Annotated in this window: 8 protein-coding genes and 1 pseudogene; 7 read left to right on the top strand and 2 right to left on the bottom strand. The window is 65.3% G+C overall.

Going from position 1 to position 5,450, the window contains the following annotated elements:
* Positions 1-299: pseudogene (locus JOZ79_RS09105) on the bottom strand (cobaltochelatase subunit CobS); the annotation flags it as partial.
* 9 nt (positions 300-308) lie between these two features.
* Positions 309-983: a helix-turn-helix domain-containing protein gene (locus JOZ79_RS09100; protein WP_294073420.1), complete on the bottom strand. Its 675-nt coding sequence runs from the start codon at positions 981-983 to the stop codon at positions 309-311.
* A 61-nt stretch (positions 984-1,044) separates the two neighbouring features.
* Between JOZ79_RS09100 and JOZ79_RS09095 the strand changes: the two genes are divergently transcribed.
* The 7 genes from JOZ79_RS09095 to JOZ79_RS09060 all read left to right on the top strand — a co-directional run.
* The gene (locus JOZ79_RS09095) at positions 1,045-1,503 is read left to right on the top strand and encodes a VOC family protein (RefSeq protein WP_294073418.1); all 459 of its coding nucleotides are present in this window, start codon (positions 1,045-1,047) and stop codon (positions 1,501-1,503) included.
* A 23-nt stretch (positions 1,504-1,526) separates the two neighbouring features.
* Positions 1,527-2,201, top strand: coding sequence for a glutathione S-transferase family protein (locus JOZ79_RS09090; RefSeq protein ID WP_294073416.1), 675 nt, complete (start codon positions 1,527-1,529; stop codon positions 2,199-2,201).
* A complete protein-coding gene (locus tag JOZ79_RS14145; RefSeq protein WP_366514811.1) occupies positions 2,198-2,953 on the top strand; it encodes a DUF1428 domain-containing protein in 756 nt (251 codons plus the stop codon). Before JOZ79_RS09090 ends, JOZ79_RS14145 begins: the two co-directional genes overlap by 4 nt.
* A gap of 31 nt (positions 2,954-2,984) precedes the next feature.
* Entirely contained in the window at positions 2,985-3,809 is an 825-nt protein-coding gene (locus tag JOZ79_RS09075; protein ID WP_294073414.1) for a VOC family protein, read from the top strand.
* Positions 3,810-3,820: 11 nt separating this feature from the next.
* Positions 3,821-4,318 carry a VOC family protein gene (locus tag JOZ79_RS09070; RefSeq protein WP_294073412.1) on the top strand — a complete coding sequence of 166 codons (498 nt, stop codon included), beginning with the start codon at positions 3,821-3,823 and terminating at the stop codon, positions 4,316-4,318.
* Positions 4,311-4,976: a dihydrofolate reductase family protein gene (locus JOZ79_RS09065; protein WP_294073410.1), complete on the top strand. Its 666-nt coding sequence runs from the start codon at positions 4,311-4,313 to the stop codon at positions 4,974-4,976. Before JOZ79_RS09070 ends, JOZ79_RS09065 begins: the two co-directional genes overlap by 8 nt.
* On the top strand, positions 4,973-5,450 hold a 478-nt coding region (locus tag JOZ79_RS09060; protein ID WP_294073407.1), incomplete at its 3' end, for a glutathione S-transferase family protein. The genes JOZ79_RS09065 and JOZ79_RS09060, both read left to right, overlap by 4 nt.

The raw sequence follows: 5,450 nt of genomic DNA, 5'->3' as shown, positions 1-5,450 counted from the left end.
AGCGGCCAGTTAAGCCGCGCCGCGACCTGCTCGATATGGGTCGACTTGCCGGTGCCATGATAGCCCTGGACCATCACTCGCCGGTTGCGTGCAAACCCGGCGCAGATGGCGAGCGTCGTGTCGGCGTCGAAGACATAGGTCGGGTCGAGGTCGGGCACGCGCTCGTCCGCTTCGCTGAACGCGGGCACCTCCATGTCCGACTCGACTCCGAACGTGTCGCGGACCTTCACGACCTTGTCGGGGCTGGCGAGCAGGGTCTCGCTTCGGCTTTCGGAATTGGCGTTGGGAAGGTCGGTCATGAGGGCGCCTTAACCCGCCTTGGGTGGGAGGGGGAAGAGCGTCAGGAAACGCTTCGCGAGGCCCAAGTCTCCTTCGACCGTGATGGTCTCGAATGGTGCGCCGCCGTGGATGACGCCGGTGACGTCGTTCGAATTGCCGGAGAAGATCACGTCGCTTCCCGCGGCGTCGGTGCGCTCGATATCGACGCGCTCCCTGCCGACGCTGGCCACATATTCCGATTCGCCGAGCCGAAAGCCGACGCGCGCTTCGAGGCCGGCGGCCCGTTCCGGCGAGAACAGGGTCTGGAGCGACATCATCAGCGACACGGGGCTCATCGGCAGCGTCGGGTTATGATTCGGGCTGCGCGCCGCCCACTTGCCGAGAGCCCCGATCAGCGGCTCAATCTCCAGTCCCCACTCGGTCGCTTCATAGACCTGGACGGAAGCCGGCGGCGGAAGCCGCGTCTTGCGGACGATCCCGCGCCTCTCGAGCTCGGCGAGCCGCTGCGTCAGGACGTTGGCGCTGATCCCCGACAGGTCGGCCTTCAAACCCGAGAAGCGCCGAGGCCCGTAGGCGAGCTCGCGCAGGATCAGCATCGCCCAGCGTTCGCCGACGAGCTCCAGGGCGTGGGCAAGACCGCAGGCATCGTCGTAGCGGCGTTTGTCGTCTCCCGCGAGCGATTTAGTTACTTTTTCTAACTCCACAGTTGCAATTTATGACTTCCTGCGGTTAAGATCAAGCGAATCGAGTCGCCAGGAGGAAAGAATGAACCGCATGATCTTCGTGAACCTGCCGGTGACAGAGCTGGAGCGCTCGAAGGCGTTCTATGAAGCGATCGGGTTCCGCAACGAGCCCAAGTTCTCGAATGACGCAGCGGCGATGATGGTGCTGTCCGACACCATTTCGGTGATGCTTCTCACCCATCCCTTTTATGCAACGTTCACCCGCAAACCCATTGCGGACGCGAACAGCAGTAGTCAGGTGATGCTGTGCATCTCATGCGAAAGCCCGGAGGAGGTGGACAGGATCGTCGATGCCGCCGGTGCCGCAGGCGGGAAGGTCGACCAGTCGCTGCGCAGCGAAACCGAAGAGGACGGACCGATGTACGGCCGCGACTTCGAGGACCCGGACGGCCACCAGTGGGAGCCGATGTGGATGGACCCGGAGTTCGCCGCCAAGGGCGCCCATCCGGTTGAAGAGACGGCGGCCGACGCAGCCGCGTAACATTCGGCGACCAGGAGAGGATCGTGGCAATCAATCCCAACGCATCGATCGAGGTCACCGCATTCCGCTGGGTGCCGGAAGGGCCGCGCGGCCTGGTCAAGGACTTGCGGGTCCGTTGGGCGCTCGAAGAGGCAGGGCTCGACTATCGCGTCCGCCTAATCGGCGCCGAACGGCCAGCGGGTTATGAGATGGAGCAGCCGTTCAACCAGGTGCCCTGTTTACGCGACGGCGGCGTCCAGATCTTCGAAAGCGGGGCCATTCTCCAATATCTCGGAGAGAGGAGCGAAGCGCTCCTGCCCCGCGAGCAGGAGGCGAGATACCGCGCGATCCAATGGACCTATGCAGCAGTCAATAGCGTCGAGCCGTTCGTGCAGTTCCGCGCATTGTTGAACAGCTTCTGGGCGGAGCGCGACTGGGCGACGCCTGCGAAACCGACCTTCGACGAGCTCGCCCAACTGCGGCTCGGCCAGCTGTCCAAACGGCTTGGAGACAAACCCTGGCTGGAGGACCGTTTCACCATCGGCGACATCATGATGGTGACGGTCCTGAGGCTCGCCAAACGTAGCGGCCAGCTGGACGCCTTCGATAATCTCACCAGTTACGTGAAGCGTGGCGAAGAGCGCCCCGCCTTTCGGCGCGCTCTCGCCGACCAGTTCGCCGCATACGATCAGAACGAACCGCAAGGAGAAGCCGCATGACCTACTTCGAAGGATTCGTCGTCGCCGTTCCCGAGGCCAACAAGGATGCATATACGAAGCATGCGAACTCGCTGGTGCCGCTCCTTCGCGAAGTGGGCGTGCGCCGGCAGGCGGAGGCGTGGGAAAGCGACGTTTCCGACGGCAAGGCAACCGACTTCCGCAAGGCCGTGGCTGCGGAGCCGGGCGAGAAGATCGTGTTCGCCTGGTTCGAATATCCCGACCGCGCGGCTCGCGATGCCGCCAATGCGAGCATGATGAGCGACGAGCGCATGATGGAGGTCGGCGGCGACCCGCCGTTCGACGCCAAGCGCATGATCCTCGGCGGCTTCGACGCCATCGTCGAGGAAGGCTCGGGCGGTGGCCGATATGTCGACGGCATCGTGGTCCCGGTGCCGACGAGCGCGCGGGACGACTACGCCGGCCTCGCCGGCCGGAATGCAAAGGTGTTCGTGGAATATGGGGCGACGCGGGTCGTCGAGACGCTCGGCGACGACGTGCCGCAAGGCAAGGTCACCGACTTCCATCGCGCAGTGAAGGCGGAGCCGGGCGAGACCGTCGCTTTCTCCTTCATCGAATGGCCCGACAAGGCGACTCGTGACGAGGCGTGGCAGAAGATCATGCAGGACCAGCGGATGCAGCATGGCGGCGGCGTCTTCGACGGCTCGCGCATGTTCTGGGGCGGATTCGACACCGTCATCGACAGTGCGGCGAGCGGCGAGGCCGCGGCCCAGGCCGCCCCGCTCACAGCCTGAGGACATCCAGCCAGCAACGGAGGATCCAGTCATGACCGACACTCGTGAAGCACCCGCGACGGATGCGCGAAGCAATCGTTCGACCGGCGGCTATATCTGGTACGAGCTGATGACGAGCGACGCCGAGGGCGCGAAGGCCTTTTACGAGGCGGTCGTCGGCTGGTCGATCGGTGAGCCGATCCCCGAGGCCAGCGGCTATCGCATGATCGGCCGCAGCGACGGCGGCTTCGCTGGCGGCGTGCTGCCGATCAGTGACGACATGCGCGAGCATGGCTCACGGCCCGGCTGGCTGGGCTACGTGCACGTTGCCGATGTGGACCGGGCGGTGCGTGAGATCGAGCAGGCCGGCGGCAGGACGTGGATGCCGCCGACGGACATTGCGATGGCCGGGCGCATAGCGCTCGTCACCGATCCGCAGGCCGCGCCATTCTATGTGATGACGCCGACCCCGCCGGAGGGCAATCCCGACGCCCAGAGCGATGTCTTCGCCACCGATGCCGTGCAGCGCTGCGGCTGGAACGAGCTCCAGACCAGCGACGTCGATGCGGCGCGGCGCTTCTACCAGGAGCAGTTCGGCTGGGGCAGCGACGAGTTCATGGATATGGGCGAGATGGGCCAGTACCGCTTCTTCGACCACGAGGGCACTCGGATCGGCGCACTGTTCAACGCGAGCAACGGCCAGATGCCGCACTGGCGTTACTATTTCCGCGTTCCGTCGATCGCCGCCGCCAAGCGGACCGCCGAGGAGAAAGGCGGCACGATCCACATGGGCCCGCACCAGGTGCCGACCGGAGACTGGGTCATCATCGGCTCCGACCCGCAGGGCGCGGAGTTCGCGCTGGTCGGTGGCGAGTAAGGAGAGCACGAATGGCTTCGAACACGTTGACGACCGTCCTGTGGTTCGACCGCGGCGAAGGGCGCAAGGCCGCCGAATTTTACGCGCGGACGTTTCCGGACAGCCGCGTCGGCTCAGGGACGGACTCGCCCGCCGACAACCCGTCCACGCCCGCGGGCGAGGAGATCACGGTCGAGTTCACGCTGTGCGGCCAGCCCTTCATGGCGCTGAACGGCGGTCCGAACTTCAAGCCGAACGAGTCCGTCAGCTTCATGATCCTGACGGACGACCAGCAGGAAACGGACCGGCTGTGGAACGCCATCGTCGAGAATGGCGGGCAGGAAAGCATGTGCGGCTGGTGCAAGGACCGCTGGGGCTATTCCTGGCAGATCACGCCGCGGCGCCTGATGGAGCTCAACGCGGAAGGCGGCGAGCGCGGGAAGCGCGCGTTCCAGGCGATGATGTCGATGAAAAAGATCGACATCGCCGCACTGGAAGCGGCCGCCGACGGAATACCAGCCGATGCGTAGGATCGTCGGCGCCATCTTCCAGACGCTCGACGGCGTGATGCAGGCGCCGGGCGGGAAATCCGAGGACCCGACCGACGGTTTCGCCCACGGCGGGTGGCAGATGGGTTATCGGGACAAGGTGGCGGAAGCGGCGATCGGCGAGTTGCTGAAGCCGCCGTTCGCGCTGCTGCTCGGGCGCCGGACCTACGACATCTTCGCGTCCTACTGGCCGTTCGTGGAAGGCGAGGAGCAAGGGATCGGCGAGGCTTTCAGCAAGGCCGACAAATATGTGTTGACGCATGGCGAGCCGCGGCTCGACTGGGAGAATAGCCACCGCGTGTCGAGCATGGACGAGCTCAGGAAGATCAAGGACGGCGATGGGCCGGACCTGCGCATCTGGGGAAGCGGCGCGATCTACCCGGCGCTCATCGAGGCCGGACTCCTCGATAGCCTGACTTTGCTGACCTACCCGCTGGTGCTCGGCGACGGGAAACGCACGTTTCGAGGAGGAACGCCCGCGTCCGCGATGAAGCTCACGAAGCACGAGACCGGGCCAAGCGGCGTGCTGATCACCACGTTGGAACCGGGTGGCGAAATCCCCAAAGGCTCGATCAGCCAGGCGCCGCCGAACGAGCGCGAGGAACGGCGGCAGAAAGAGATGGCGGAGGGTCGCTGGTGACGCTCGATCTCTACGGTCACCCCTTTTCCTCCTACACCTGGAAGGCGCTGATCGCGCTCTACGAGACGGACACGCCGTTCACCTTCCACAATGTCGAGCAGCCGGAGGAGCAGGCTGCCCTCACCGCTCACTGGCCGGTCGGCAAGTTTCCGATGCTGGTCGACGATGGCGAGCCGATCATGGAATCGACCATCATCATCGAGCACGCCGCGCCCGCCATGGTGCCTTCGGACCCCGCCCTGGCGCGGGAGGTGCGGACGATGGACCGCGTCTTCGACAGCTGCGTGATGACGCCGATGCAGGCGGTGGTTGCCGAGCACCTGCCGTTCATCACCGAAAAGCCGGACGAGGCCCGCATCGGCAGGGCGCGCGGACAACTCGACACGATCTATCCATGGCTGGACGAGCGGCTGGCGGGACGGCGCTGGGCGGCCGGCGACAGCTTCACCATGGCCGATTGCTCGGGCGCGCCGT

This window comes from Sphingomonas sp., assembly GCF_019242355.1.
In the GTDB taxonomy this organism is placed as follows: domain Bacteria; phylum Pseudomonadota; class Alphaproteobacteria; order Sphingomonadales; family Sphingomonadaceae; genus Sphingomicrobium.
This window is presented reverse-complemented; position numbering and strand designations above follow the sequence as displayed.

Excerpts from the sequence above, each read along its gene's own strand:
- JOZ79_RS09095 (WP_294073418.1), top strand. The coding sequence starts at position 1,045 with ATGAACCGCATGATCTTCGTGAACCTGCCGGTGACAGAGCTGGAGCGC.
- JOZ79_RS14145 (WP_366514811.1), top strand. The coding sequence starts at position 2,198 with ATGACCTACTTCGAAGGATTCGTCGTCGCCGTTCCCGAGGCCAACAAG.
- JOZ79_RS09075 (WP_294073414.1), top strand. The coding sequence starts at position 2,985 with ATGACCGACACTCGTGAAGCACCCGCGACGGATGCGCGAAGCAATCGT.
- JOZ79_RS09070 (WP_294073412.1), top strand. The coding sequence starts at position 3,821 with ATGGCTTCGAACACGTTGACGACCGTCCTGTGGTTCGACCGCGGCGAA.
- JOZ79_RS09065 (WP_294073410.1), top strand. The coding sequence starts at position 4,311 with ATGCGTAGGATCGTCGGCGCCATCTTCCAGACGCTCGACGGCGTGATG.